14 protein-coding genes, 1 tRNA gene, 1 rRNA gene and 1 pseudogene are annotated in these 24,075 nt (G+C 70.1%); 13 read left to right on the top strand and 4 right to left on the bottom strand.

Annotation, left to right across the window (positions count from 1 at the left end; translation table 11 throughout):
• The first annotated feature begins 99 nt into the window (after positions 1-99).
• The gene (locus BM204_RS20600; RefSeq protein WP_091117308.1) at positions 100-5,622 is read left to right on the top strand and encodes an ATP-binding protein; all 5,523 of its coding nucleotides are present in this window, start codon (positions 100-102) and stop codon (positions 5,620-5,622) included.
• Between the two features lie 129 nt (positions 5,623-5,751).
• A pseudogene (locus BM204_RS23590) lies at positions 5,752-6,514 on the top strand (DUF2254 family protein).
• A gap of 359 nt (positions 6,515-6,873) precedes the next feature.
• Here BM204_RS23590 and BM204_RS20585 read toward each other — a convergent pair.
• Both BM204_RS20585 and BM204_RS20580 read right to left on the bottom strand, forming a co-directional pair.
• Positions 6,874-8,094: a globin domain-containing protein gene (locus tag BM204_RS20585; RefSeq protein WP_091117305.1), complete on the bottom strand. Its 1,221-nt coding sequence runs from the start codon at positions 8,092-8,094 to the stop codon at positions 6,874-6,876.
• Between the two features lie 198 nt (positions 8,095-8,292).
• Positions 8,293-9,054: a PIG-L deacetylase family protein gene (locus tag BM204_RS20580; RefSeq protein WP_091117333.1), complete on the bottom strand. Its 762-nt coding sequence runs from the start codon at positions 9,052-9,054 to the stop codon at positions 8,293-8,295.
• Positions 9,055-9,187: 133 nt separating this feature from the next.
• On the opposite strand from BM204_RS20580, the gene BM204_RS20575 reads away from it, so the two are divergent.
• The 8 genes from BM204_RS20575 to BM204_RS20540 all read left to right on the top strand — a co-directional run bounded on the left by BM204_RS20575 (position 9,188) and on the right by BM204_RS20540 (position 16,893).
• Positions 9,188-10,738 carry an LCP family protein gene (locus tag BM204_RS20575; protein WP_143099859.1) on the top strand — a complete coding sequence of 517 codons (1,551 nt, stop codon included), beginning with the start codon at positions 9,188-9,190 and terminating at the stop codon, positions 10,736-10,738.
• A 415-nt stretch (positions 10,739-11,153) separates the two neighbouring features.
• Positions 11,154-12,662 (top strand): methylmalonyl-CoA carboxytransferase subunit 5S, encoded by a 1,509-nt coding sequence (locus BM204_RS20570; RefSeq protein ID WP_091117331.1) that lies wholly within the window; start codon positions 11,154-11,156, stop codon positions 12,660-12,662.
• A 39-nt stretch (positions 12,663-12,701) separates the two neighbouring features.
• Entirely contained in the window at positions 12,702-14,240 is a 1,539-nt protein-coding gene (locus BM204_RS20565; protein WP_091117329.1) for an acyl-CoA carboxylase subunit beta, read from the top strand.
• The gene (locus BM204_RS20560) at positions 14,237-14,515 is read left to right on the top strand and encodes a hypothetical protein (protein WP_091117301.1); all 279 of its coding nucleotides are present in this window, start codon (positions 14,237-14,239) and stop codon (positions 14,513-14,515) included. Before BM204_RS20565 ends, BM204_RS20560 begins: the two co-directional genes overlap by 4 nt.
• Before the next feature lie 5 nt (positions 14,516-14,520).
• Positions 14,521-14,889 carry a biotin/lipoyl-containing protein gene (locus BM204_RS20555; RefSeq protein WP_091117300.1) on the top strand — a complete coding sequence of 123 codons (369 nt, stop codon included), beginning with the start codon at positions 14,521-14,523 and terminating at the stop codon, positions 14,887-14,889.
• Positions 14,890-14,917: 28 nt separating this feature from the next.
• Positions 14,918-14,991, top strand: a tRNA-Ile gene (locus BM204_RS20550).
• Positions 14,992-15,104: 113 nt separating this feature from the next.
• The gene (locus BM204_RS23045; RefSeq protein WP_218031361.1) at positions 15,105-16,208 is read left to right on the top strand and encodes a GAF domain-containing protein; all 1,104 of its coding nucleotides are present in this window, start codon (positions 15,105-15,107) and stop codon (positions 16,206-16,208) included.
• Positions 16,099-16,893: a PP2C family protein-serine/threonine phosphatase gene (locus tag BM204_RS20540; RefSeq protein ID WP_091117297.1), complete on the top strand. Its 795-nt coding sequence runs from the start codon at positions 16,099-16,101 to the stop codon at positions 16,891-16,893. The genes BM204_RS23045 and BM204_RS20540 overlap by 110 nt, the downstream gene beginning before the upstream one ends.
• Here BM204_RS20540 and BM204_RS20535 read toward each other — a convergent pair.
• Both BM204_RS20535 and BM204_RS20530 read right to left on the bottom strand, forming a co-directional pair.
• The gene (locus tag BM204_RS20535) at positions 16,890-19,676 is read right to left on the bottom strand and encodes a PAS domain-containing hybrid sensor histidine kinase/response regulator (RefSeq protein ID WP_091117295.1); all 2,787 of its coding nucleotides are present in this window, start codon (positions 19,674-19,676) and stop codon (positions 16,890-16,892) included. The two genes, BM204_RS20540 and BM204_RS20535, sit on opposite strands and share 4 nt — an antisense overlap.
• Entirely contained in the window at positions 19,676-21,052 is a 1,377-nt protein-coding gene (locus BM204_RS20530) for a serine/threonine-protein kinase (protein ID WP_143099857.1), read from the bottom strand. Before BM204_RS20530 ends, BM204_RS20535 begins: the two co-directional genes overlap by 1 nt.
• A gap of 105 nt (positions 21,053-21,157) precedes the next feature.
• On the opposite strand from BM204_RS20530, the gene tyrS reads away from it, so the two are divergent.
• The 3 genes from tyrS to BM204_RS20515 all read left to right on the top strand — a co-directional run.
• Positions 21,158-22,429 (top strand): tyrosine--tRNA ligase, encoded by a 1,272-nt coding sequence (gene tyrS, locus BM204_RS20525; RefSeq protein ID WP_091117328.1) that lies wholly within the window; start codon positions 21,158-21,160, stop codon positions 22,427-22,429.
• 3 nt (positions 22,430-22,432) lie between these two features.
• Complete coding sequence (locus tag BM204_RS20520) at positions 22,433-23,485, top strand: alpha-hydroxy acid oxidase (RefSeq protein WP_091117292.1); 1,053 nt, start codon at positions 22,433-22,435, stop codon at positions 23,483-23,485.
• A gap of 399 nt (positions 23,486-23,884) precedes the next feature.
• A 16S ribosomal RNA gene (locus tag BM204_RS20515) occupies positions 23,885-24,075 on the top strand; the annotation flags it as partial.

The raw sequence follows: 24,075 nt of genomic DNA, 5'->3' as shown, positions 1-24,075 counted from the left end.
CGCGCACCGATGTGACTCGTCCGTAACCATCGGTCCATGACAGGTTGCGGGTGGGAGGCTGAGCCACCGCCCCCCTCGGGTTGCCCTACGGAGGTACGGATGCAGTTCTCCCTGATCGCGATCGTGAATCGCGGCGAGGCCGCGATGCGGCTGATTCACGCCGTACGCGACCTCAACGCCGCGGGGGCGGGACCGTTCCGGACGGTCGCCCTGCACACCGAGGGCGAGCGCCAGGCGATGTTCGTGCGGGAGTCCGACTTCTCCTACGACCTGGGCCCGGCGGCCGCGCGTCCGTACCTCGACCTCGCGGTTCTCGAGCGGGCGCTGGTCGAGACCGGCGCCGACGCGGTCTGGCCGGGTTGGGGCTTCGTCGCCGAGGACCCGACCTTCGTCGACCTCTGCGACCGGCTCGGCATCACGTTCATCGGCCCCAGCGCCGAGGCGATGCGCCAGCTCGGCGACAAGATCGGCTCGAAGCTGATCGCCGAGAAGGTCGGGGTGGCCGTCGCCCCGTGGAGCCGCGGCCCGGTCGCGACCCTCGAGGAGGCGCTCGCCTCCGCCGAGCTGGTCGGATACCCGCTGATGCTCAAGGCGACCGCCGGTGGTGGCGGTCGCGGGATCCGGATGGTCGCCTCCGTCGCCGACCTCGAGGACGCCTACCAGCGCACCCGCGACGAGGCCGCGCGCGCGTTCGGCAACGGCACCGTCTTCCTGGAGCGCCTGGTCACCGGCGCCCGCCACGTCGAGGTGCAGGTCATCGCCGACACACACGGCACCGCCTGGGCGCTCGGCGTCCGCGACTGCTCGATCCAGCGTCGCAACCAGAAGGTCATCGAGGAGTCGTCCTCGCCGCTGCTGACCCGCGAGCAGACCGACGAGCTCAAGGAGTCCGCCGAGCGGCTCGCGCTCGCCGTCGGGTACGTCGGAGCCGGCACCGTCGAGTTCCTCTACCACCCCGGCGAGCGGAGCTTCGCCTTCCTCGAGGTCAACACCCGGCTGCAGGTCGAGCACTCGATCACCGAGGTCACGACCGACCTCGACCTGGTCAAGGCACAGCTCCACGTCGCCTCCGGTGGGCGCCTGGAGGGCGCCAAGCCCGTCGAGAAGGGGCACGCCGTCGAGGCCCGCCTCAACGCCGAGGACCCCGACCGTGACTTCGCGCCCGCTCCCGGGCGGATCGCGCGGCTCGAGCTGCCGACGGGTCCCGGCATCCGGGTGGACACCGGCGTCGCGGAGGGCGACACGATCCCCTCGGACTTCGACTCGATGATCGCCAAGGTGATCGCCTACGGCGCGACCCGCGAGGAGGCGCTGGCCCGCCTGCGCCGGGCCATGAAGGCGACCACGGTCGTGATCGAGGGTGGGGCGAGCAACAAGAGCTTCGTCCTCGATCTGCTCGACCAGCCCGAGGTCGTCGACGGCACCGGCGGCTGGGCGGACACGAGCTGGATCGACCGGGTCCGCGGGCAGGGCCGACTGGCCGCCCAGCGGCACGCCGGCCTGGCCGTCGTCACCGCGGCCATCGAGGCCTACGTCGACGAGCTCCAGATCGAGGTCGCCCGGCTGCTCGAGACCGCCCACGGCGGTCGCCCGCAGGCCCAGCACCGGGCCGGCCGTCCGGTCGAGCTCAAACTGCGCGGCACGACGTACCAGGTGTCGACGATCAACACCGGGCCGTCGAGCTACCGCGTCACGGTCGCCTCGGGGAGCATCGAGGAGACCGTCGACGTCGAGCTCGAGGTGATCGACGCCTACCACCGCAGGCTGGTGATCGGCGGTCAGCGCCACCCCGTCGTCACCGCGACCCACGGGCCCAGCACCCTGGTCGAGGTCGACGGGGTCGCCCACCGGGTCAGCCGCGACGAGGGCGGCGTCCTGCGCTCCCCGGCTCCCGCCCTGGTGGTCGCCACCCCGGTCGCCGTGGGTGACGAGGTCGAGGCCGGCGCGCCCGTCCTGGTCCTGGAGTCCATGAAGATGGAGACCGTGCTTACCGCGCCGTTCGCGGCCCGGGTCAAGGAGCTGCTGGTCATGACCGGCGGCCAGGTCGAGACCGGCACCCCACTGGTCCGGCTCGAGCCCCTGGGTGACGGCACCGAGGAGACCGCCGCCGAGGTGACGGGACCGTCGCTCGACCTCCCGCATCCCGAGATCGGGCAGACGCCGGCGATCCGTGCGGCCCGCGCCCGCGCGGCGCTGACCGCCGTGGTGCTCGGGTACGACGTCCCGCCGCAGGACTCCGGCGGCGCCCTGGCCGCCTATTTGACCGCCCGTGACGAGCTCGTCGCGGAGGGAACCTCGGTCGTGGCCGACGAGATGGCGCTGCTGGGCACCTTCGCCGACCTGGCCGAGCTGAGCCGCAACCGCCCCGCCGACGAGGAGCGCCAGACCGAGCTGCGCGTGCACAGCTCGCGCGAGCACTTCCACACCTACCTCCAGAGCCTCGACGTCGAGCGTGGCGGACTGCCCGAGCACTTCCACGACCGCCTGCTGCGGGTGCTGCAGCACTACGGCGTCCACGACCTCGAGCGCACCCCCGCGCTCGAGGAGGCGGTCTTCCGGATCTTCCTGGCCCAGCAGCGGGCTGCGCCCGAGGTGGCGCTCGCCTCGGCGGTCCTGGGCCGCTGGAGCGATGAACCCACGCCCGCGGGCCACCTGGCCGAGGTCAGGGGACTCCTCGAACGCCTCGGCCGCGCCACCCAGCTGCGGTTCCCGGTGATCGGCGACCTCGCTCGCAGCGTCCGCTTCCGCTGGTTCGACCAGCCGCCGGTCGACGAGGACCGGGCCGGTGTCCTGACCGGGGTGCGCGCCGAGCTGGCCGCGCTCGCCGCGGACGACGACCTCCCGGACCGCGCCGAGCGCATCGAGGCGCTCGCGGCGATCCCCGAACAGATCGTCCGCTTCCTCGCCGAGCGGCTGGAGCACGGCGTCCTCACCCACGAGCCGATGCTCGAGGTGCTGGTGCGCCGTCACTACCGCGACTTCGACCTCACCGACCTGCGCTCCCTCGACCTGTCCGGCCGCCCGTTCGTGGTGGCCGACTACACGCTGGACGACCGGCCCACCCAGCTCGTCTCGACCGTGGGCACGGTCACCGAGCTGAGCGACCCCACCGGGCCGCTCGCCGCCTCGGTGGCCGCCCGGGTCGCGGAGCGCCGCGACGGCAGCGATGCGGTCGTCGACCTCTACCTGAGCTGGCCGGAGGCCCCCGAGTCGGCCGACACCGTGAGCGCGGAGCTGCGTGAGCTGGTCCGGGCGCTGCCCTTCGCCCACGAGGTACGCCGGGTCTGCATCGGCGTCTGCGCCGGTGGCGACCGACCGGTCGGCTACTACGCGTTCCGGCCCACCGACGACGGGGACGTGGCCGAGGACGACCTGACCCGCGGTGTGCACCCGATGGTCGGGCGCCGCCTGAACCTGTGGCGGCTGCGCAACTTCCACCTCACCCGGATCGAAGCACCCGAGGACGTGCTCCTCTACGAGTGCGTCGCCCGGGAGAACCCCGCCGACCGACGCCTCGTGGCGCTCGCGCAGGTGCGCCAACTGGCCGTCGTACGCGACGAGGAGGGCAATGTCGTCGCGCTGCCCCACGCCGAGCGTGCGGTGGAAAACTGCCTGGAGGCGATCCGGCGGGCCCGGGTCGCCCGTGGCGCGGCCGGCGCCAAGCTCGACATGAACCACGTGTGGATCCAGGTGTGGCCGGTGGTCGAGGTCGACGCCGCCGGGCTGACCTCGCTCGGCAACAAGATCCGCCCGCTCACCGACGGCGCCGGGATCGAGGAGGTTCTCGCGCAGGGGCGCGTCGCGGTGCCCGACGGCGACCCCGTCCTCGTGACGGTCCGCTTCGGTGCCCAGCCGGGGGCCGGCGTGGTCTCCTCGGTCGAGGCCCCGCCGACCGAGCTGCTCAAGCCGCTCGACGACTACGCCAGCAAGGTCCTCCGGGCGCGCCGGCGAGGCCTGGTGTACCCCTACGAGCTGGAGGCCGTGCTCGCAGGTCCCGGGGGCACCCTGGTCGAGCACGACCTCGACGAGACCGGCGCGCTGGTCCCCGTCGACCGCCCCCGCGGCCTCAATACGGCCGCCATCCTCGCCGCGGTCGTCACCACGCCCACGGCGCTCCAGCCCGAGGGCGTCACCCGGGTCGTGCTCTGCGGTGACCCGACCAAGTCCCTGGGCTCGGTCTCCGAGCCCGAGTGCCGCCGGATCAGCGCCGCCCTCGACCTCGCCGAGCGGATGCAGGTGCCCGTCGAGTGGTTCGCGCTCTCCGCGGGTGCCCGGATCTCGATGGACTCCGGCACGGAGAACATGGACTGGGTCGCGTCGGCCCTGCGCCGGATCGTGGAGTTCACCCAGCGGGGCGGCGAGATCAACGTCGTCGTGGCCGGCATCAACGTCGGGGCGCAGCCCTACTGGAACGCCGAGGCGACGATGCTCATGCACACCAAGGGGATCCTCGTGATGACCCCCGACAGTGCGATGGTCCTCACCGGCAAGCAGTCGCTGGACTTCTCCGGGGGCGTCTCCGCGGAGGACAACTACGGGATCGGCGGCTACGACCGCGTGATGGGCCCCAACGGCCAAGCGCAGTACTGGGCGCCCGACCTGGCCGGGGCGTTCCGCGTCCTGATGGCGCACTACGAGCACACCTACGTCGTACCGGGGGAGGAGCGGCCGCGACAGGCGGCGACCTCGGACCCGGTCGACCGCGACGTCTCGCCCTACCCGCACACGGCCGAGGGCAGCGACTTCCAGACGGTCGGAGAGATCTTCTCGGCGACCAGCAACCCGGACCGCAAGAAGGCCTTCGACATCCGCACGGTGATGGCGGCGCTGGCCGACCAGGACCACCCGACCCTCGAGCGCTGGGCGGGAATGGCCGACGCGGACACCTCCGTCGTCCTGGACGCCCACCTCGGTGGTCACCCGGTCACCATTCTGGGGATCGAGTCGCGGCCGATCCGGCGGCGCGGGTTCCCGCCCACCGACGGCCCGGACACCTACACCGCCGGCACCCTGTTCCCGAGGTCGTCGAAGAAGGCGGCCCGGGCGATCAACGCCGCGAGCGGCAACCGGCCCCTGGTGGTGCTGGCGAACCTGTCCGGCTTCGACGGGTCGCCGGACTCCATGCGCAACCTGCAGCTCGAGTACGGCGCCGAGATCGGCCGCGCCATCGTCAACTTCGACGGCCCGATCGTCTTCTGCGTCATCTCGCGCTACCACGGTGGTGCGTTCGTGGTCTTCTCCAAGGCGCTCAACCCGAACATGACCGTGCTCGCGCTGGAGGGGTCGTTCGCCTCCGTCATCGGCGGCGCGCCCGCGGCGGCTGTCGTGTTCACCGGCGAGGTCGACAAGCGCACCGCTTCGAGCCCCGCGATGCACGCGCTGGACGTTCGCATCGCCGAGGCCCAGGGTTCCGAGCGGAGCCGGCTCGTCGTCGAGCAGGCCGAGCTCCGGGCGGCGACCAGGGCGGAGAAGATCAGCGAGGTCGCGGCCGAGTTCGACGGGATCCACAACATCCACCGGGCCGTCGAGGTGGGCTCTGTCGACAAGGTGATCGCAGCCGCCGACCTGCGTCCGGAGATCATCGCGGTGGTCGAGGAGGCGGCGCGGCGGCGTGGGGCCTGAGCTCCCGGGCGGCCCTGCCTCGGATGGGCCGACCTGCGGTGGAGTCATGGATGCCGACCTCAACTTCTACTTCGACCCGGTCTGTCGCTTCGCCTGGCTGACCACGTGCACCGCGAAGCCTCCACCACCATGCGCACGGTCCTCGCCGAGCGGGGACCCGCAACCGGTCACCGTCGGGGCGAGCCGTCGCGCCCGCCAGGCGCCCTCACGCTGGTCGGGAGGGAGAACGGCTTCGTGACGTGGATGGATGCCGGCAAGCTTCTCGAGGTGGCCGTGGAGGAGCACGCGGTGTTCTCTCTCTCTCTCTCTCTCTCTCTCTCTCTCGATGTCTATGCGGGCAGCTTCCTCGTCGCCGGGACACCGACGGGTGCAGCGTGGCCTTCTCGTGGTGGCCGCTTCGACGAGGAGAGAGCGCAGCGGGTTGCCGCCCGTGTCGCGAGCTGTCTGCACACCGGGTTCGAACGGACGTCGGCGAAGGATGTCCTCTACGGGCTTCGACAGCTGACCGATGTCGCGAACAAGGCGCTCTCCCGGCATCAACGACCCCGCCACCGCGGTCCACGCCCTTGGTCACATTTCGGCGTTCCTGTGTGCGCTCACCGATCGCGATCGCGATCTCGGTGCCGAGCGGTCGTGGGACCAGGACGAGCAGGTCAGGGTGGTGGCTCGCCGCCCGGACTTCGCTACCTATGTCGACGTGGCTCTGTCCCAGCCCCGGCGCTACGGTGCAGCGGACCACAGGTCCTCGAGAAGATCTTCCAGGTCCTGTTGGACCTCAGTCACCGGGTGCGACCGGACCAGCGATCCGTCGTGCTCGACCAGTTGGAGCGACTCCGCGCCACGGCCGGAGCACAGCCCTTCGACTCTGCTGAGCGGAGGGGCTTGCAGATGATGGGTCACCAGGGCGAGCGGAACCTGCAGGGCGCGACGAGAACTGGGGGAGCATGAGCATGGACAGCTTCGCTCTCCTCGCGGTCCTCTTCGGTGGTTCGAGTCCAACCGGGGGAGCACGAGAAGGGCCTCTGATCTGCGAAGACGCAGATCAGAGGCCCTGTGGATTCGAAGGTCCGTGGCCTCCTCCTGATGCGCGGCGCCTGTTGGGTGGTGCTCAGGGGTGCGGGAAGCCGGCCTCGACGCGCGGTCCCTCGTCGCTCTGTGACCAGAACACCTTGAACGGAGGGTGCCCGACGATGGGAAGCCGAAGTCGCACTCCCTTGAAGCGGCTGGACGCCGGTTCCGAGCCCGGCCCGTTCAGGCGGACGCGAGCCACTTGTCGGGTCCGAAGACCTCGTAGTGGATGTCGGCCGCACGGACATTCTGCTCGATGAGGCTCGTGCGCACGTGCTCCATGAAGGGCAAGGGGCCGCACAGGTAGACCTGGGCGTCGGCGGGGATCTCCACCGACGCGAGGTCGATGCGTCCCGCCCGCAGGACGTCGCGGGTCGGACGGACGCCCAGGTCCTCGTACCACCGGTGCAGGGAGGCCGTCGGCATCGCTGACACGAGCTCCTTCAGGTCCTGCCGGTGGGCGTGACGGCCCGGTGACCGGTCCGCGTGCAGCACCAGCACCTGGCGCGCCGAGTCGATGCCCGCGAGGTAGTGGAGGATCCCGATGATCGGGGTGGCGCCGATGCCCGCGGAGACGAGGACCAGTGGCCGGTCGGAGTCGTCGAGGACCAGCTCGCCGAAGGGCGTCGAGGTCCTGATCTCGTCGCCCTCGAAGAGGTTGTCGTGCAGGAAGTTCGAGACCTCGCCGGCCGGGGTGGTGGTGCCGTCGCTCGTGTGGCCGGTCGGGATCGCCTTGACGGAGATCTCCCACTCACTGGGCTCGGCGGAGCGAGTGATGCTGTATTGACGAATCTGGCGGGCGCCGTCCGGCAGCCGCACCTGCACCGACACGTACTGACCTGGCTGTGCGGTCGGCAGCGTGCTGTGGTCTGGGGTGCCGAGCACGAACGACACCGTGTCCGGCGACTCCTGGAGGCGACGTCTCAGGACGAGGGTGCGCCACACGTCACCGTCCGCCACCCCGGCGCCGGCGTACAGCCGCTTCTCGATCGAGACGAGTGCTCCGGCCATGTGCCAGTAGACCTCGTCCCAGGCGCTGGCGACCTCGGGAGTGATGGCGTCGCCCAGCACCTCGACGATCGCCGCGAACAGGTGCTCGTGGACGATCGCGTACTGATCCTCCAGGATGCCGAGCGAGGCATGCTTGTGGGCTATCCGGGCCAGCACCTCGACCGGGTCCCGGCCGTCCTCCGCCACCAGGAGGGTGGCGTACGCCGCGATCGCGCCCGCCAGCGCGCTCTGCTGGTCACCCTGGGCCTGGTTGCCCCGGTTGAACAGGTCTCGTTCGAGCTCCGGGTGCGCGGCGAACATGCGCTGGTAGAACACCGGTGTGATGTCGCCGATGGCGGCGCCGATGATCGGCAGCGTGGTCTTGACGATGGCGGTGGACCTGGTGGACAGCATGGGATCTCCGAGCAGAGGGGGGATGGGCCACGGCGGCTCCCCGGACGGGGGAGCGCCTCCTGCTACCCGACCACCCACGCAGCAGGATGCAGAGGGGCGAAGGTCCCTCGCAGCCCAGATGAAGGTCACGCGCTCCTGGGGCGGCTGCTCACGCCAGGGGAATTCGATGCAACTGACCAGCGCTCAAGCCGCGAGGGCCTACTCCTCGCCGGCCCAGCCCATAGGGAACACCTCGAACGAGGCGGCCAGGGCGACGCCGAGACGCTGGCCGGCCTGACGAGCGAAGCCTTCCAGGAACTCCCGGCCGTCGAAGTGCTCCCACCCGAGCCCGTCGATGTAGGCGCGGTGGGCCTCCAGCGACGCGACTCCGAGGTCGAAGGTGTCGGTGGTGTCGACTCCGTGCGTGGCCTCGGGGGAGCCGGCGGCCCAGACCTCGCGCACGCCCTCCCACTTCTCGAGCCCGTCGACGAGCTGCTCGGGGAAGACCCACCGGTTGCCCGCGTCACGCACGGCATCCAGCACGGCCTGACCGACGGCGATGTGGTCGGCCTGGTTGAGGTTGCGACCCCCGAAGGTGTCGCGGAAGTTGCCGGTCACCACGATGTCGGGTCGGAAGCGACGCACCTCGAGGGCGATCGCACGCCGCAACCCCACGCCGTACTCGAGGACCCCGTCGGGGAAGCCGAGGAAGCTCACCTCAGGGACACCCACGATGCGTGCCGACTCGACCTGCTCGGCCTCGCGGACCGGACGGCACTGGTCGGGGGCGAGCCCGTCGATCCCGGCCTCGCCGCTGGTCACCATGCAGTAGCCGACGCTCTTGCCCTGGCCGGTCCAGCGGGCCACGGCGGCGGCACTGCCGAACTCGAGGTCGTCGGGGTGGGCGACGACGCACAGCATGCGCGACCACGTCTCGTCGAGGACGGTCAGGGGCTCGGTCGGGGGCTCGGGGGTGTCCATGACCCGATCATGCACCCGCGACATCGTCCCCGCCTGGGGACGACGTGACGGGGATCGCGCACCGCCGGTGCTATTTTTGGTCCGCTCGCCTCGGGACCGGGCTTCCACTCCCACTGTTCCTCGACGGGGTCGCATGTCTGACCAGGCTGACAACGCAGCGCGCCGCGGGGTCCGTCGCGCGCAGCGCCCGGGCCGTTCGGTCACGCTCCGTCGACCTGTCGGCTCGCCCCCCAGCGGGGGCTCCCGTGCGCTGCGCAGCGACCGTCGGCGCGCCCACGGCCTGCCCGGCACCCTCGGCATGACCCTGCTCGGAGCCCTGATGCCCGGCTCTGGCTACCTCTACGCCGGTCGCCGGGCGCTGGGCGCCCTCGTCCTGGTCGCCTGGCTCGCCCTGCTCGGCGGGGTGGCGTGGTACTTCGGGCGTGACCTGCGCACGGCCATCGACTTCGCGCTCGATCCCACTCGCCTCAAGATCGCCGCAGTGCTCTTCGGTGTCGGTGTCGCGGTCTGGTCGTTCGTGGTCCTCACCTCCTACCGCCTGGTGCGTCCGCGCGTGCGTCCGCGGGCGCACACGATCGCCGGCAACCTGGTGGTCGGGGTCCTGTGCCTGACCGCGGTGGTCCCGGCGACCTACGCCTCCCGCTACGCCGTTGCCCAGGCCGACCTGGTCGAGACCGTCTTCCAGGACAACGTCAGCGCCACGACGCCCACGGGCGTGACCAAGGACGACCCCTGGGGCGGGCTCGACCGGGTCAACGTCCTGCTCCTCGGTGGTGACGGGGGAGAGGGCCGCACCGGCGTGCGCACCGACACGGTGATCCTGGTCAGCATGAACACCAAGACCGGCAAGACGGTCATGTTCAGCCTGCCGCGCAACATGATGTACGCCGAGTTCCCGGAGGACAGTCCGCTCTCCGACCTCTATCCCGAGGGTTACGGCTACGGCGGCACCGAGGACCCGGGCTTCTACATGCTCAACGCGATCTATGGCCAGATCCCCGAGCGGCACCCCGGCGTGCTGGGCAAGAGCGACAACGAGGGCGCCGATGCGATCAAGCAGGCCGTGGAGGGCAGCCTCGGCATCCCGGTCGACTACTTCCTGCTGGTCAACCTCGCCGGCTTCCGCGAGATCGTCGACGCCATGGGCGGCGTGACCGTCAACATCAACGAGCCGGTGGCCATCGAGGGCAACACCGACGCCGGCATCCCGCCCGTCGGCTACCTCGAGCCCGGTCCGTCCCAGCACCTCGACGGCTACCACGCCCTGTGGTTCGCCCGCGGGCGCTACGGCTCCGACGACTACGCCCGCATGGACCGTCAGCGCTGCATGGTCGACGCGCTCGTCGAGGCCGCCAACCCCACCAACCTGCTGCGCCGCTACCTCGACCTCGCCCAGGCCGGCAAGGACATCGTGACCACCGACATCCCCCTCGACCTCGCCCCCGCGTTCGTGGAGTTGGCGCTGGAGGTCAAGGGTGCCAAGGTCCGCTCGGTCGTCTTCAAGGGCTCCGAGCAGTTCTTCTCCGGCGACCCCGACTACGACTACGTGCGCTCGGTCGTCGAGAAGGCCATCCAGCCCAAGAAGCGCGAGGTCGGCGCCCCGAAGCCGTCCAACGACGTCGAGGAGACCGCCGACGCCTGCGCCTACGCGCCGACCGGAGAGACCGTCACCGCTGCTGAGTGAGCAGGCTCACGCCTGGGGGTCGATGAGCCACGTGCCACCTGGGCACCGGGAGACTCCAGCTCCTGATGATCGAGGTCTCGATGTTCTTCTTCTTCAGCAACCGACTCGGTTGTGCGGGGTCGGTGCTCGTCTCCCTGGCGATGAGCGCCCTCGTGCTGCTCGTCCTCCTGCTTGTGAATCGCTGAGCTGACGCCGTGCTGTTCCTGCTGCGCGTCCTGCTCTGGGGTGGCTACACAACACCCCGCCTCGCCCGCCACCGCGCGGCCTCCGTGAGGTTCTTTGACGAGCAGGCCGGGCCCGAGCGCTAGTCCCGTACGCCGGGAGCGTCTCGCCCAGGTCCTGCCCTGGAGGGACTTTGGTCATCCGCTTGTCCCTGGCTCTCGGTTTCCGGGCCCCGGTGCGCAAGGGTGAAGGCATGACAGAAACGACCACCCGGGAGATCGGCGTCACCGAACTCGTCCTGCGAGACGGACACCAGAGCCTGATGGCGACACGGATGGCCCTCGAGGACATGGTCGACGCCTGCGCCGACATCGACGCGGCCGGCTACTGGTCGGTGGAGTGCTGGGGTGGTGCGACCTACGACGCGTGCATCCGGTTCCTCAACGAGGACCCGTGGGAGCGGCTGCGCACCTTCCGCGAGCTGCTGCCCCACAGCCGGCTGCAGATGCTCCTGCGGGGCCAGAACCTCCTGGGCTACCGGCACTACGAGGACGACGTGGTCAACCGCTTCGTCGAGAAGTCCGCGGAGAACGGCATGGACGTCTACCGCGTCTTCGACGCCCTCAATGACGTGCGCAACGTCAGGCAGGCCATCGCGGCCGTGCGCCGGGCGGACAAGCACGCTCAGGGCACCATCTGCTACACCGAGAGCCCGCTGCACACGATCGAAGGCTACGTGCAGATGGCCCGCGACCTCATGGACCTCGGCTGCGACTCGCTCTGTCTCAAGGACATGGCCGCCCTGCTCAAGCCACAGGCCGCCTACGACATCGTCAAGGCGATCAAGGACGACCTCGGCACGGACGTGCGGATCCACGTCCACTGCCACGCCACGACCGGCGTGACGCTCGTGAGCCTGATGAAGGCCATCGAGGCCGGTGCCGACGTCGTCGACACCTCGATCTCCTCGATCTCGCTCGGCCCGGGCCACAACCCCACCGAGTCGCTGGTCGAGATGCTGCGCGGGACGCCTTACTCCACCGACCTCGACGACGCGCGGCTCTTGAGCATCAAGGACCACTTCGCGACGGTGCGACCGAAGTACACCCAGTTCATGTCGGCGATCACCGGCGTGGAGACCGAGATATTCAAGAGCCAGATCCCGGGCGGGATGATCTCCAACATGGAGAGCCAGCTGCGTCAGCAGGGCGCTGGTGACCGCCTGCGCGAGGTGCTGCTGGAGGTTCCGCGAGTGCGCGCGGTGGCCGGCTACCCGCCGCTGGTCACGCCCTCGAGCCAGATCGTCGGCACCCAGGCGGTCTTCAACGTGCTCATGGGTCCCTACAAGGCACTCACGGCGGAGTTCGCCGACCTGATGCTGGGCTACTACGGCGCCACGCTGGGCGAGCGGGACGCCACGATCGTCGAGGCGGCGCGCCAGCAGACCGGCAAGGAGCCGATCACCGAGCGGCCCGCGGACCTGATCCCGCCCGAGTGGGACCGGTTGGTCTCCGAGGCCACCGCGCTCGAGGGCTGCGACGGCACCGACGAGGACGTGCTCACCTACGCGATGTTCCCCGGCGTGGCCCCCGGCTTCTTCAAGGAGCGCCCCGACGGTCCCAAGAACGTCGGCAAGGACCCTGCCGAGGTGGCTGCCGAGAGACTGGCGTCCGCGTCCGGTGGCGGCCCCGTGCACGGTCCCATCCGCTATTCCGTGAACATGGACGGCAAGGCGCACTCCGTCACCGTCGAGCGAGCCTGAGGAACGCACGTGAGCAAGCACAAGCACCACCAGCAGTCGATGGAGGCGCGCACCGCCGAGCTGCTCGAGCGCCGAGCGGCGGTCGAGCAGGGCGGGGGAGCGGCCAAGCAGGACAAGCAACGCGCGCAGGGCAAGCTCACCGCCCGCGAGCGGGTCGCGGAGCTGCTCGATCCCGGGACGTTCGAGGAGACGGGCATGTTCGCCCTCCACCAGTCGACGTACTTCGGGCTCGACGAGGCCAAGCTCCCGGCCGACGGCGTCATCACCGGGGAGGGGGCGGTGCTCGGCCGGCCGGTCCATGTCGCCAGCCAGGACTTCACGGTCGCAGGCGGCTCCGCCGGGGAGATCCACTCCAACAAGGTCGCGGCCACGATGCGCGCCAGCCTGGCGACGGGCACGCCGTTCGTGTTCATCAACGACTCCGGAGGCGCCCGGGTCCAGGAGGGCATCGGCTCCCTCGCGGGCTACGGCCGGGTGTTCTACAACAACGTCCTGCTGTCCGGGGTCGTGCCGCAGGTCTCGATCATCGCCGGTCCGTGCGCCGGTGGCGCGGCCTACTCGCCCGCTCTCACCGACTTCGTCATCCAGACCCGCAAGGCCCACATGTTCATCACCGGTCCCAGCGTGATCGCGCAGGTGACCGGGGAGCAGGTCACCTCCGACGCTCTCGGCGGCGCGGAGGCCCACATGGCCCTGTCGGGGGTCAACCACTTCATCGCCGACGACGACCAGCAGGCGATCCTGATCGCCAAGAAGCTGCTCAGCTTCCTGCCGCAGAACAACTCCGAGGACGCGCCGGTCGTCGACCCTGACTACGTCGTGGACCCCGACCCGGGCTTGCCCGACGTCCTTCCGGCCTCGGACAAGAAGGGCTACGACGTCCGCGAGGTCATCTGCCGCGTCGTCGACCGCAGCGACTTCCTCGAGGTGCAGGCGGGCTACGCCGGCAACATCGTCGTGGGCTTCGCCCGGATCACCGGGCGGACCGTCGGCGTCGTGGCCAACCAGCCGATGGTGCTCTCCGGCGTGCTCGACATCAACGCCTCCGACAAGGCCTCGTCCTTCGTGCGTTTCTGCAACGCCTTCAACATCCCGCTGCTCACGTTCGTGGACGTGCCCGGCTTCCTGCCCGGCGTCGCCCAGGAGCACAACGGCATCATCCGACACGGTGCCAAGCTGCTCTACGCCTACTCCGCGGCTACGGTCCCCAAGATCACCGTCGTGCTGCGCAAGGCCTACGGCGGCGCCTACGTCGCCATGTGCTCCAAGGACCTCGGTGCCGACAAGGTGCTGGCCTGGCCCACCGCGGAGATCGCGGTGATGGGCGCCGAGGGGGCGGCCGAGATCGTCTTCCGCCGCGAGATCGACGCCGCCGAGGATCCCAAGCAGCGCCGCGCCGACCTGGTCGAGGAGTACCGCTCGACCTTCTCCACGCCCTACGTCGCCGCGTCACGCGGACTGGTCGACGACATCATCGAGCCGGCTCGGACCCGTGAGCACGTCTCGCGAGCGCTCGAGATCCTGGTCACGAAGCGGACCATCCGTCCGGCCAAGAAGCACGGGCTGGGCCCGACGTGAGTGCCACGAATCCCGAGCAGTCGCTCGCTGCGCTCCTGGAGTCCGTCCGTGCACTCTCGGAGCGGATCGAGCACCTGGAGGCCGAGGTCGCGCAGCAGCGCCAGCAGACGCCGGCAGTCTCCGATGAGGTCGCCATCGCGATCTCCGCAGCGGTCGCGGCCTTCCTCGGGCACCGCGCCAAGGTCAAGCAGATGCACTACCGCACCGGCGAGGCGTGGGCCCAGCAGGGGCGCGTCGTCGTCCAGGGGCGCCACAACATCCACGGGTCGAGGTAGCCGACATGCAGCTCAAGGTCACGGTCAACGGTGTGGTCTACGACGTCGAGGTCGAGGTCGAGGAGGAGCCGAAGCCCACGCTCGGTGCCATCTTCATGACGGGCGGCGGCTTCTCGCCCGTGCCGTCCCCGGCCTCCTCGGGTCCGGCAGCCACCGGCAACGGGGTCCAGGCCCCCCTCTCCGGGACGGTCGCCCGGGTGCTCGTCGAGGAGGGCCAGGTCATCGAGGCCGGTGACGTCGTCGTCGTCCTCGAGGCCATGAAGATGGAGACAGAGATCACCGCACCCCAGGGCGGCACCGTGGAGACGATCCACGTCGCGGCCGGCGCGGCCGTGACCGGGGGACAGGTGCTGGTCGAGCTGGCCCGAGGCTAGGCTCACGCACTCGAGGGGCGACCCTCGCGGGGCGGTAGCTCAGTCGGTCAGAGCAGAGGACTCATAATCCTTGGGTCGTGGGTTCGAGCCCCACCCGCCCCACTCCTCCTGAGCGCCACCCGGGCGGGCACCCGATGGGGTGAAAGACTCGTCGCGAACGCTCCGGACACGAGATGATGACGCGTCACGGTCAAGGGGACCGCGCAGGAGGGACCATGACGCAGCCGGGCTCAGGCGACACCTCGCCGACGTTCGACCACTACGCACGCCTGGTCCGTCGTCTGCTCCAGGTGCCGATCGGGCTGGTCTCCCTGGTCGAGCCGGACCGCCAGGTCTTCCGAGGAGCAGCCGGGCTCCCGGCAGCGCTCGACGCGGAGCGCGAGACACCGCTGTCCCACTCCTTCTGCCAGCACGTCGTCAAGGATGCGAGCCCGTTGGTCATCACCGACGCCCGTCTCGACGCGCGACTCGCGGGCAACCTGGCGATCGAGGAGCTCGACGTCATCGCCTACGCCGGCTGGCCCCTCACCGATGTCCGGGGCGAGGTCATCGGGTCCCTCTGTGCGATTGACTCGACGCCCCGCAGGTGGACGACCGAAGAGCTCGCGACGCTCGAGGACCTCGCGGTCGCGTGCTCCGCGGAGCTTGGTGAGCGGGAGCGTCAGCAGGCCACGGCCGCGGCGCTGGCCGCCGCCGAGGAGCTGCACGAGCGGAGCCGCGCACTGCTCGCCCTGAGCACCGGGCTGGCCGCGACCGACACGCTGGCCGACGTCGCCGAGTCGGTTGCGGCTGTCAGCCGCGAGCAGCTGGGCTGCCTGCGCGCCGGCATGTGGCTACGCGCCTCCGAGCTCGTCGTCGGCCCCGGCACCGGCGGCCCGTACGGCGTCTCGACGGCTGCCAAGACCATCGGCGAGACCCTCACCTTCATCGAGGACTCCGCCTCGAGCTGGCGCTCCGCTGCCCGGTTCGCCGAGCTGCCGCTGGGCCACGACAACCCCTTGGGCGCGGCGCTGATCGACCAGAGCCCGGTCTTCTTCTCCACCCGGGTCGCGCAGAACGAGCGCTACCCCCACCTGGCCAACCCTGCACAGCTCGGCGAGGCGCGAGCCTTCGTGCCGCTCGTGGCGGGCGGGCGGGCGGGCCTATGGCGCGCTCGCGCTGGTCTGGCCAACGGTGCGTTCCTTCTCCGAGCAGGACCGCATCACGATCGTGGCGCTCGCCTCCTACACCGCCCAGGCGGTCCAGCGGGCGATCCTGCTCGAGGACCGGTCCGACGTCGCTCTGACGCTGCAGAACGCCATGCTCACGAGCCTGCCTGAGCCGCCCCACCTCGACCTGGCGGCTCGCTACCGCCCCGCCGGCGCGCGCGAGCAGGTCGGCGGCGACTGGTACGAAGCCGTCGTGACCCGCGCAGGCTGGACGGACCTGATGATCGGTGACGTGATCGGGCACGACATCGAGGCCGCCGCCGTCATGGGCCAGCTGCGCAGCATGCTCCGCATGGCGTCCTGGATGTCGAGCGGGGCGCCGTCCCACGACCTCCAACGACTCGATCTGGCCATGCGCGACCTCGGGCTGGAGACGATCGCGAGCGCCGTCCTCGCCCACGTCGAGGCGATCGAGGTGGTCGGCCGGGCGACGTGGCAGCTGCGCTGGAGCAATGCCGGGCACTTGCCGCCGCTGCTCGTCGATCCCGACGGCACCGCCCGCTTCCTCGAGAGCTCCACCGGCACCTCGCCCCTCCTCGGAGTGGCGCCCGAGACGGTGCGCCACGACGACGACGTGCGCCTCGCCGCCGGGTCGCTGCTGCTGCTCTTCACCGACGGTCTCGTCGAGCGTCGAGGTGAGTCGCTCGACACCGGCCTGGCCCGCCTGCGCGAGCTGGTCTCCCGGACTCCGATCGGCGATGTCGACGCCTTCCTCGACCGGCTCCTGGCCGAGCTGGGAGGGGACCACCTCGAGGACGACGTGGCCCTCCTGGCCGTGAGGTTCGGCGAGCTCTAGGACCCGCCGCCGTACGTCGCCTGGTAGCTGCGCAGCAGCGCCCGGCCCTCATCGAGGGCGGCCTCGAGCGGACCCAGGAGATCGCCGCCACCGTCGGTCGTGCCGGCGTCGCCCAGCCACTCGAGCTCGCGCGCGGCCGCGGCCGACCTCACCACGCCGAGGTTGAGCGCGCTGCCGGCGAGCTTGTGCGCAGCCTGCCGCATCTTGTCGGCGTCACCCGACAGCACGTGCTCGCGGATGGTCTCGACGACGACGAGGGTGTTTGCCCGGAAGTTGCTGATCGCCCGGTCGAGATAGCTGGTGTTGCCCGGGTCGAGGTCCCGCAGCATGTCGAGTCGCTCGACGTCGAGACCGTCGATGGGCGGAGTGGGCGGGAGCACGAGCTCATCATTGCTCACGGGAGCCTCCTCAGGAGGCTTTCCGGTCCACCGTGACAGTGCGTCGCCCAGGGCCCCCGGGTCGACCGGCTTGGTCAGATAGTCGTCCATGCCGGCCTCGAGGCACCGCTCGCGTTCGCCGTCGACGGCTGCGGCGGTCATCGCGATCACCGGCGTACGACGCCCGCCGCCCTCGACCTCCCGCAGGGCGCGGGTCGCGGCGTAGCCGTCCATGCGGGGCATCTGCACGTCCATCAGCACCACGTCGAAGGAACGCCGACCCAGCACCTCCAGGGCCGCGATCCCGTCGTCGGCCAGCTCGACGGTGTAGCCCAGGGACTCCAGCAGACCGCTCGCGACCATCTGGTTGACCACGTTGTCCTCGACCACCAGCACGCGCTGTCCGCGGTGGTCCTTCACGGAGGGCGCCGCCGGCCTGGTCGCCACCGCTGGGCGTGGAGCTCCGGCGTCCACCGCCGCCATCGCGGCCGTGAACGTGAAGGTGCTGCCGTTCGGCACGTGGGGGCTGTAGGAGATCGTGCCGCCCAGTGCCTCGACGATCTCCTTGGAGATCGCCAGCCCGAGCCCCGTGCCGCCGTAGAGACGGGTGGTGGAGGAGTCGGCCTGGGTGAACGGGGCAAACAGCCCAGGCACCTCCTCGGGGGAGATGCCGATCCCGGTGTCGCTCACCTCCACCGTCAGCAGGAAGCCCTCGCCGTGCGGGACGGTGCGGGCGCAGGCGCGCACCTCGCCCAGGGCGGTGAACTTCACGGCGTTGGACAGCAGGTTCGACACCACCTGGGCCAGCCGAGTCGGGTCGCCGCCGAGGCGCTCGGGCACACTGTCGTCGCAGTCCACGACGAGCCCGATGCCCTTGCCGCGTGCGGTTTCTGCCATCACGCTGGCCACCTGCTCGAGGAGCGGACGGAGCTCGAAGTCGACCTGCTCGAGCTCGAGACGCCCCGCCTCGATCTTGGAAAAGTCGAGCACGTCGTTGATGACGCTCATGAGGGCCCGGCTGGCGACCTGCACGCCGGCGGCGAGCCGCTGCTGGTCGGTGTCGAGGGTGGTCCGCATGAGCAGGTCGGTGAGGCCGATCACGCCGTTGAGCGGGGTGCGGATCTCGTGGCTCATCGTCGCGAGGAACTCCGACTTCTGCCGCGACGCCTCCATCGCGTCGTCGCGCGCATCCGCGAGCACGCGCTGGTTGTGCTCCCGCTCGGCGACCTGGCCCAGCTGGAGCGCGATCGACTCGACCATGTCCTGGATCATCTGGTGGCGGTAGAGCGGCGGGTCGGAGGCGATCGTCACGACCGCGTGCACCACGTCGTCGTGCATGACGTTGAACGCGATCGTGAGCCGGTCCTCGCTCCACACCGAGGCGCGGGCGTTGTAGGCCCGCATGGCCAGCGCCAGCTCTCGAGCTGATTCCTCCGGGGTCTGCAGGTCGGCCTCGCGGCCGGCCTCGTCGATGTAAAGCGGCACGAGACAACCGTCGGCCACGGTGAAGGCTCGTGCCCGCCTCCAGTCGTCATGCAGCACCACCATGCTGCCGGCCTGGCTGAGCACGTCGGTGAGAGTGTGCGCCTCGTTGGCGGCGCTCGCCACGGCCTGCATCAGGACGTTCTGCCTCACGAGGTCGAGCAGCGCGATCTCGGCCTCCTTCACCTCGGTGATGTCCTGGTGGGTCCCGGACATGGAGATGACCTCGCCGTGCTCGTCGCGGCGCACGATCCCGCGACCGCGCGTCCAGATCCAGTCGTTGGTGCCGCGGATCCGGGCGACGAAGACGAAGTCCTCACCGCTCTCTGCTGCTCCCGCCACAGCCTCCTGCACCGCCCCCAGGTCGTCGGGGTGCACCATCGCGAGGAACCGCTCGTAGGTGCGAGGAAAGGTCTCGGGGGTCAGCCCGTAGATTTCGGTGAGCCAGGTCGAGGCCGTGATCTCGTCACGCACGACGTCCCAGTCCCAGCTCCCGACCCGCGCGATCCGCTGTGCCTCGTCCAGCCGCTCACGGCTCGCCTCGAGCTCGTTGATCGTCGCGCGACGGTCCGTGAACTCCGAGATCCGGTGCAGGATCGCGATGATCGAGCCCTCGGGGGAGCGCAGGGCGCTCTCGCGCACCAGGATCCACGTGGTGGAGCCGTCGTGCCGCACGAACTGGCACTCGACCTCGCTGTCGTTGAGCTCCCCGCGCCGCACACCCGCCAGGTGCTCGGTGAGCTGGGCGCGTCCCGGCTCGTCGAGCGTGTCGAAGACCGCCACGCGCGCGAAGTCGTCGCGGGGCACGCCGTACATCCGGGCGAGCTCGGCGTTGGCGTAGACCGTGTTGCCCTCGAGGTCGAAGACCCAGATCCCGTCAGGAGACGTCTCCACGATGTCGCGGTAGAGCTCGGGGAGGTCCATTACGCCTCGCCGGCGATGAGGTAGTCGCCGTCGACGAACTCGAGTCGCAGGTCGATGTCCTCCGTGGTGGTGCCACTGCCGTCGAGGTCGTAGCGGTAGGTGTAGGAGACAGTCAGGGCATCCGGGTCGGCGGAGATGTTGAGGAGCTGGATGTTGCTAACGGAGCCCCAGAACTGGTCGTAGCGCGGGCTCTCGGACTGGAACTGCGGCGTCAGCAGCCGGAAGCCCACCGCCGGGTCGCTGCTGGCGGTCTGCAGGTAGGACTCGATGAAGCTCTCCATGCCCTCCTGCGTGGGCTCGTCGGGGGCCTTGCTCGTGGGCGGTGCCTGACTGGTCGGCGCGTCGTTGGGTGCGCCCGCCTGACCACCGTCGTCGCCGGCGTTCATCCCCACCAGCACTCCGATGACGGTCAGGAGCGCGATGATCGCTAGCCCGGACAGGATCGGCAGCAGCCGCCCGGGACGCCGGGCCCGTCGGCCACCGGGGTCGGCGGTGGGCTGGGGCAGGACCCTGGACATGACCTGCGTCGAGGACGACCCGGTGTCGACCGCGAGCGTACGACGGTCGGGCACCGGCCGCGGGGGCGTCGCCGAGGGGCCGGCGCGGAGGAAGTCCACGACCTGCCGCATCGACCACCGACCCCCGGGGTCGACGGTCATGCTCGACTCGAGCACGGGCGCGAGCCAGCCAGCGGTGTCGAGCCGGGGCGGCTCCTCGTGCACGATCCGGTAGAGGCCGCCGATGACGTTGTCGCCGATGTCGTAGGGCGGCGCGCCGGCCAGTGCGTGGAAGAGCGTGGCACCCAGCGACCACACGTCGCTCAGGTCGGTCGCCTGTCGCCCGGAGGCGACCTCGGGGGAGATGTAGGCGGGCGAGCCGGTGACGAGGCCTGTCTGGGTGAGTGAGGCATCGGCCTCGGCACGAGCGATGCCGAAGTCGGAGAGCTTCACCTGCCCTTCGGGCGTCACCAGGATGTTGGAGGGCTTCACGTCGCGGTGGACGATCCCCGCGTCGTGGGCGGCGGCCAGCGCATCGGCCGCCTGGACGACGATCGCCGCGGCCTCGTCGACCGGCAGGGCGCCGTTCTTGCGGACGAGCTCGGCGAGCGTGCTGCCCTCGACGTACTCCATCACCAGCCATTGCGCGTCGTCCTCGTCGACGAGGTCGAAGACCGCGACCACATGGGGGTGGTTGAGCCGCGCAGCGAGGCGCGCTTCGCGCTCAGCGCGCAGGAGGTCGGGGCTGCTGCCACCGGGTGCCATGCCGATGCGCTTGATCGCGACCTGACGTCCGAGCACCTCGTCGCGCCCGAGCCAGACCGCGCCCATCCCTCCTCGCCCGATCTCCCGATCGAGCGAGTACCTGCCTGCGATCACTGCGTCCTCCTCGGTGCCAACCCTAGTAGCCGAATACCCGTGGGGCGCGCCGTACGTCGATACGGCAGGCTGGTGTCCGGCAGCACCGGACCCGAAAGGCTGATCGTGACTATCGATCCCTCCCTGCTCGACGACCTCGAGTGGCGCGGCCTCATCGCCCACTCGACGGACCTGGACGCCCTGCGTGAGGCGTTCAGCAGCGGGAGCGTGCGGTTCTACGTGGGCTTCGACCCCACGGCGCCCAGCCTGCACATGGGTCACCTGGTGCAGATCCTCACGGCCAAGCGGCTCCAGGCCGCGGGCCACACGCCCTTCGCGCTCGTGGGCGGCGCCACCGGGATGATCGGTGACCCCAAGGAGGCGGGGGAGCGGGTGATGAACACCGTCGAGACCGTCCAAGAGTGGGTCGGTCGGGTGCGCGGCCAGATCGAGCCGTTCTTGTCCTTCGAGGGCGACAACGCCGCCACCATGGTCAACAACCTCGACTGGACCGCGCCGATGTCGACCATCGACTTCCTGCGCGACATCGGCAAGCACTTCCCGGTCAACCGGATGCTCGCCCGCGACGTCGTCCGAACCCGCCTCGAGTCCGGCATCAGCTACACCGAGTTCAGCTATGTGCTGCTCCAATCCATGGACTACCTCAACCTGCACCGCGACCACGGCGTGACGTTGCAGTTCGGCGGCTCCGACCAGTGGGGGAACCTCACGGCCGGAGTGGAGCTGATCCGCCGCACCGACGGGCACAAGGTCCACGCGATCGCGACGCCCCTGATGACCAAGGCCGACGGCACCAAATACGGCAAGACAGATGGTGGCGCGCTCTGGCTCGACCCGAGCATGCTCTCGCCCTACGCCTTCCACCAGTTCTGGCTCAACGCCGAGGACGAGAAGATCGGCGAGCTCCTGCGGGTCTTCACCTTCCTGGCGCGCGAGGACATCGAGTCGCTCGAGGCGCGGCACGCCGAGAAGCCGTTCCTCCGGGAGGGCCAGAAGACCCTGGCCGACGAGGTCACGACCCTCGTGCACGGATCCGTCGAGATGGAGCAGGCCAAGGCCGCTGCCGCTGCACTCTTCGGTGGCGGTGAGCTGGCCGGGCTGTCCCCGGCGACCCTGTCGGCTGCCCTGCAGGAGACGGGCACGGTGCAGGTCGACCGGACCTCAGGGATCCCGAGGGTGGTGGACCTGCTGGTCGAGACCGGACTGGCCAAGAGCAAGGGCGAGGCCCGTCGTACGGTCACGGAGGGCGGCGCCTACCTCAATAACGTCCGGGTCGATGATCCCGATGCGGTCCCCACCGAGGCTGACCTGGTCGCTGGGTCCTGGCTGGTGCTGAGGCGCGGCAAGAAGAAGTTCGCCGGCGTCGAGGTCGTCTGAGCGATGACCGAGGACGCGCGCTGGCTCTCCGGACTGGAGGAGCAGGCGCGCGCCCGTCTCGCCGCCCCCGTCTTCGAGTACGTCGCCCAGGGGGCGCGCGATGGGCAGACGGCGTCCCGCGCCGTGGACACGTGGGCCGCGGTGGAGTTCCACCCCCACGTCCTGCGTGACGTCACCGACGTGGGGCTCGAGACCGAGCTGCTGGGTTCGCCCGTGGGGGTGCCCTGGGGGGTGGCCCCCTCGACGCTCCAACGGGCCATCCACCCGGACGGGGAGCTCGCCATGGCGCGCGCGACTGCGCAGGCCGGCGGGGTCATGGTGGTGTCCTCCAACGCCGGCACGCCGTTCTCCCTCATCGGCGAGACAGGCGTGCGGTGGTGGCTCCAGGCCTACCTGCCCGCGGACCGCACGCTAGCGGTGCCGATGCTCGACCGAGCCGTGGCGGCCGGAGCCTCCGCGGTGGTCCTCACCGTCGACACCCCGGTGGTCGGGACCAAGTACCCCGTTGGTCGCGTCGTCTGGGACGTCGTCGACCCCGCACTCCTCCGGGTCAACTTCGACAAGGGCACCGACGAGCGGCCGGGTGCCGACAAGGCACTGGACCTGGGTCCGCACGACGTGGACTGGCTGGCCGAGCACACCGGGCTCCCGGTCGTCGTCAAGGGCGTGCTCCGACCGGACGATGCCGTGCGGTGCGTCCAGGCGGGGGCGCGTGCGGTGTGGGTGTCCAACCACGGTGGGCGCCAGCTGGACCGCGCGGTGTCCACCGCGGCGGTGCTGCGTGAGGTGATCGCCGCCGTGGGCGAGCAGGCCCAGGTCTACGTCGACGGGGGAGTGCGCTCAGGTCTCGATGTCGTGGCGGCGCTGTCCCTTGGCGCGGATGCGGTCTTCCTGGGCCGGCTGCCGCTCTACGCCCTCACCGACGGTGAACCAGGCGTGGCCAGGATGCATCGGGAAGTGGGCGCCCAGGTGGTCGAGACGATGCGTCTCAGCGGGTGCCGCACGCTCGCTGACGTGGCAGCGCTCCACGCCCCATCAGCCCCAAACCACCCCTGACCTGCGCAAACGTGATTGTGGCCCGCGTCACGTCCACTCGATTTGGCACTTGCGCGGAACTCCTCTAATGTTTTCCATGTCGCCAGGGAGCGGCGGGGAGCAAGACCGAGAGGTCGGGCTCCCGGCCCCGAGGTAGACACTCACCAGAATCCTTCACCGGATGATCGTCACCGGCTTCGAGCCACCGACGTTAGTCCGGGGAAGAGTCGTGTGGGAACCAGTGTCCTAGGGGCGACGGGAAACCGTCAACCTTGGTGTGCGTCTGATCTTTGAGAACTCAACAGTGTGTCATAGTCGATGAATTAGTTTGTATGCCCTTATGTCAAAGTTTGGGTTGTTTTTTCGGCATTAGATAGATCTGGCAATTGTCAGTTTTGTTTTTTGTCAGTGATGGAATTTTCTACGGAGAGTTTGATCCTGGCTCAGGACGAACGCTGGCGGCGTGCTTAACACATGCAAGTCGAGCGGTAAGGCCCTTTCGGGGGTACACGAGCGGCGAACGGGTGAGTAACACGTGAGTAATCTGCCCTTCACTTGGGGATAAGCTTCGGAAACGGGGTCTAATACCTGATACGACGACTGCCTGCATG

This window comes from Nocardioides psychrotolerans (genome assembly GCF_900113685.1).
Taxonomy (GTDB): domain Bacteria; phylum Actinomycetota; class Actinomycetes; order Propionibacteriales; family Nocardioidaceae; genus Nocardioides; species Nocardioides psychrotolerans.
Note: the sequence above shows the minus strand (reverse complement) of the source record. Positions and strands in the feature narration are given on the sequence as shown.

What these genes read in the sequence shown, in the direction of transcription:
- BM204_RS20600 (WP_091117308.1), top strand. Translation starts at nt 100, where the DNA reads ATGCAGTTCTCCCTGATCGCGATCGTGAATCGCGGCGAGGCCGCGATG.
- BM204_RS20585 (WP_091117305.1), bottom strand. Translation starts at nt 8,094, where the DNA reads ATGCTGTCCACCAGGTCCACCGCCATCGTCAAGACCACGCTGCCGATC.
- BM204_RS20580 (WP_091117333.1), bottom strand. Translation starts at nt 9,054, where the DNA reads ATGGACACCCCCGAGCCCCCGACCGAGCCCCTGACCGTCCTCGACGAG.
- BM204_RS20575 (WP_143099859.1), top strand. Translation starts at nt 9,188, where the DNA reads ATGTCTGACCAGGCTGACAACGCAGCGCGCCGCGGGGTCCGTCGCGCG.
- BM204_RS20570 (WP_091117331.1), top strand. Translation starts at nt 11,154, where the DNA reads ATGACAGAAACGACCACCCGGGAGATCGGCGTCACCGAACTCGTCCTG.
- BM204_RS20565 (WP_091117329.1), top strand. Translation starts at nt 12,702, where the DNA reads ATGGAGGCGCGCACCGCCGAGCTGCTCGAGCGCCGAGCGGCGGTCGAG.
- BM204_RS20555 (WP_091117300.1), top strand. Translation starts at nt 14,521, where the DNA reads ATGCAGCTCAAGGTCACGGTCAACGGTGTGGTCTACGACGTCGAGGTC.
- BM204_RS23045 (WP_218031361.1), top strand. Translation starts at nt 15,105, where the DNA reads ATGACGCAGCCGGGCTCAGGCGACACCTCGCCGACGTTCGACCACTAC.
- BM204_RS20535 (WP_091117295.1), bottom strand. Translation starts at nt 19,676, where the DNA reads ATGGACCTCCCCGAGCTCTACCGCGACATCGTGGAGACGTCTCCTGAC.
- BM204_RS20520 (WP_091117292.1), top strand. Translation starts at nt 22,433, where the DNA reads ATGACCGAGGACGCGCGCTGGCTCTCCGGACTGGAGGAGCAGGCGCGC.